This is a genomic window from Actinophytocola sp. (genome assembly GCF_050699935.1).
Taxonomy (GTDB): domain Bacteria; phylum Actinomycetota; class Actinomycetes; order Mycobacteriales; family Pseudonocardiaceae; genus Actinophytocola.
In genome coordinates this window covers 1-2,058 of sequence record NZ_JBOHGB010000297.1, presented here as the reverse complement: position 1 = coordinate 2,058, position 2,058 = coordinate 1, and the positions used below count along the sequence as shown (strand labels likewise).

Annotated in this window: 1 protein-coding gene; it reads left to right on the top strand. The window is 74.1% G+C overall.

Annotated elements, in window-relative coordinates:
- The first annotated feature begins 283 nt into the window (after positions 1-283).
- A complete protein-coding gene (locus tag ACRDTB_RS38050; protein ID WP_431437133.1) occupies positions 284-1,912 on the top strand; it encodes an Hsp70 family protein in 1,629 nt (542 codons plus the stop codon).
- The last annotated feature ends 146 nt before the right edge of the window (positions 1,913-2,058 follow it).

Here is a 2,058-nt window from a genome sequence, read left to right as displayed (position 1 = left end):
AGCAACAACTTTTCGTTCCTCCCGGCCGGACATCCCGTCCCGCCGACACCCAAGCTAGAACCACCCAGCACACCCGCCATCCGGGCAATCCCCCTCCCCGCACACCCCACTACGGGGATACCGGAAAACACATGCGGGGCCACTAAGGGGTTTTCCCCGATGTCCACTCGCACCACCCGCGGACATCGTGGTCACCGACCGACGTTTCGACAGTCAGGTGAACCAAACCGAGCCGGTTGACGTATCGAATCCATTCGGCTGGTGAAGCGAGAGGGGAAGCGGGATGTCTTACCAGGTCGGAGTGGACTTAGGGGCAACATTCACCGCCGCGGCGGTGTGCCGGTCGGGCTGGGCGGACGTGGTCGCGTTCGGACCGCACGCGGCGTTCCTGCCGTCGGTCGCGTATGTGAGTCCCGACGGCTCGCTCGTGTTGGGCGAGGCCGCGGAGCAGCGCGCGCTGACCGAGCCGGACCGGGTCGCGCGGCAGTTCAGCAGCCGCGTCGGGGACGGCACGCCGCTGCGGCTCGGCGGGGTCGCCATGACCGCCGACGCGCTTACCGCACGGTTCGTCGCGGACGTCGTCGGTTCGGTCGCCGGCATGGTGGGCGGCCCGGCCGCGCGGGTGGCGTTGACGCATCCGGCCGGCTGGGGGCAGCACCGGCTGGCATCGCTGCGCGCCGCGCTCGTCGCGCAGGGCCTGGGCGCGACGGTCCTCCTGTCCGGCGCGCAGGCGGCCGCGCGGGCGTACGCGGAGCGCGTTCTCGTGTCGGCCGGCGACCTGGTCGCCGTGTACGACCTGGGTGGCACCGGCTTCGACGCCGCGGTGGTACGCAAGCTCGGCGACGGCCGGTTCGAGCCGGCCGGCCCGCCGGAGGAGCTCGAGATCGGTGGCCTGGACTTCGACGAGCTCGTGTTCGACCACGTGCGGACGGCGCTGGGGGAGCGGTGGGCCGCGATCGACCCCGCCGACCCGGCCGTCCGGCCCGCGCTGGCCCGGCTGCGGCGGGAGTGCACGCTGGCCAAGGAAGCGCTGTCGGCCGACACCGACGTGCGGATCCCGGTGGTACTGCCCGGAGTCGACACCCGGGTACGGCTCGCGCGCGCCGAGCTCGAGGAGCTGGTCCGTCCAGCGGTCGAGGAGACCGCGGCCACCATGTACCGCACGATCGACGCCGCCGGCGGCTCGCCCGAGGACCTCTCTGCCGTGCTGCTCACCGGTGGGTCGGCCCGCATTCCGCTGGTGACCCAGATCCTCTCCGAGATCCTCGGCCGGCCGGTCGTCGCCGTCCCGAATCCCAAGGGGGAGACCGCGATCGGCGCCGCGCTCGCCATCGGCGGGCCGGCCGCGGACGAGCCCGCCATGGCCGCCGAGGCGGAGCCGACGCGCATCGCGCTGCGGGCCGTGCCCGGGCCCGTCCCGAACCCCGTTCGCCCGCCGGTGGCGGCCGGCCTGCCGGCCCCGGTCAAGCCCGCACACCGCAGGTTCGGCCTGTCCCGCACGCTGGCCACCGCCGCGGCCGTCGCCACCGCGCTCGTCGTGGGCGGCGGCATCGTGCTCGCCTCGAACAACGGACCGTCCGGTGCGGACGCCGAGATCAAGGCGCCCCCGACGACGAGCGAAACCGAGCGGGCCGTCACGACGACGCCCCCGGCGACGACAACGAAGCAGCCGGCGCCCAAGCCGCGCGACACCGAGGAGCCGCGCCGTACTCGGATCGAGGAACCGCCGCCCGAGGAGCCGACGGTCACGAGTGAGCCGCCGGAGTCGACGCAGCCGACGGAGACGACGACGGAGACCACGTCGACGCCGCCGACGGACACGACCACGACGCCGACCGACCCCGAGACGCCCGAGGACCCACCGGCGGACGAGCCCGCGGAGCCCGGCCAGGAAGAAAGAACCGAGTCATGATCGCCGGCGAGTTACTCGAGAACGACGGGCTGCGCGCGGACCGCGCGTGGCGGGCCGGGGACGTCGCCGCCGCGATCGATGCCGCGGACCACGCGCTCGCCCGAGGCGACGACCCGAACGGCCTGGCCGCGGGCGTGGCGGCGGCC

Coding starts and splice junctions, on each gene's coding strand:
- ACRDTB_RS38050 (WP_431437133.1), top strand. CDS start 284: ATGTCTTACCAGGTCGGAGTGGACTTAGGGGCAACATTCACCGCCGCG.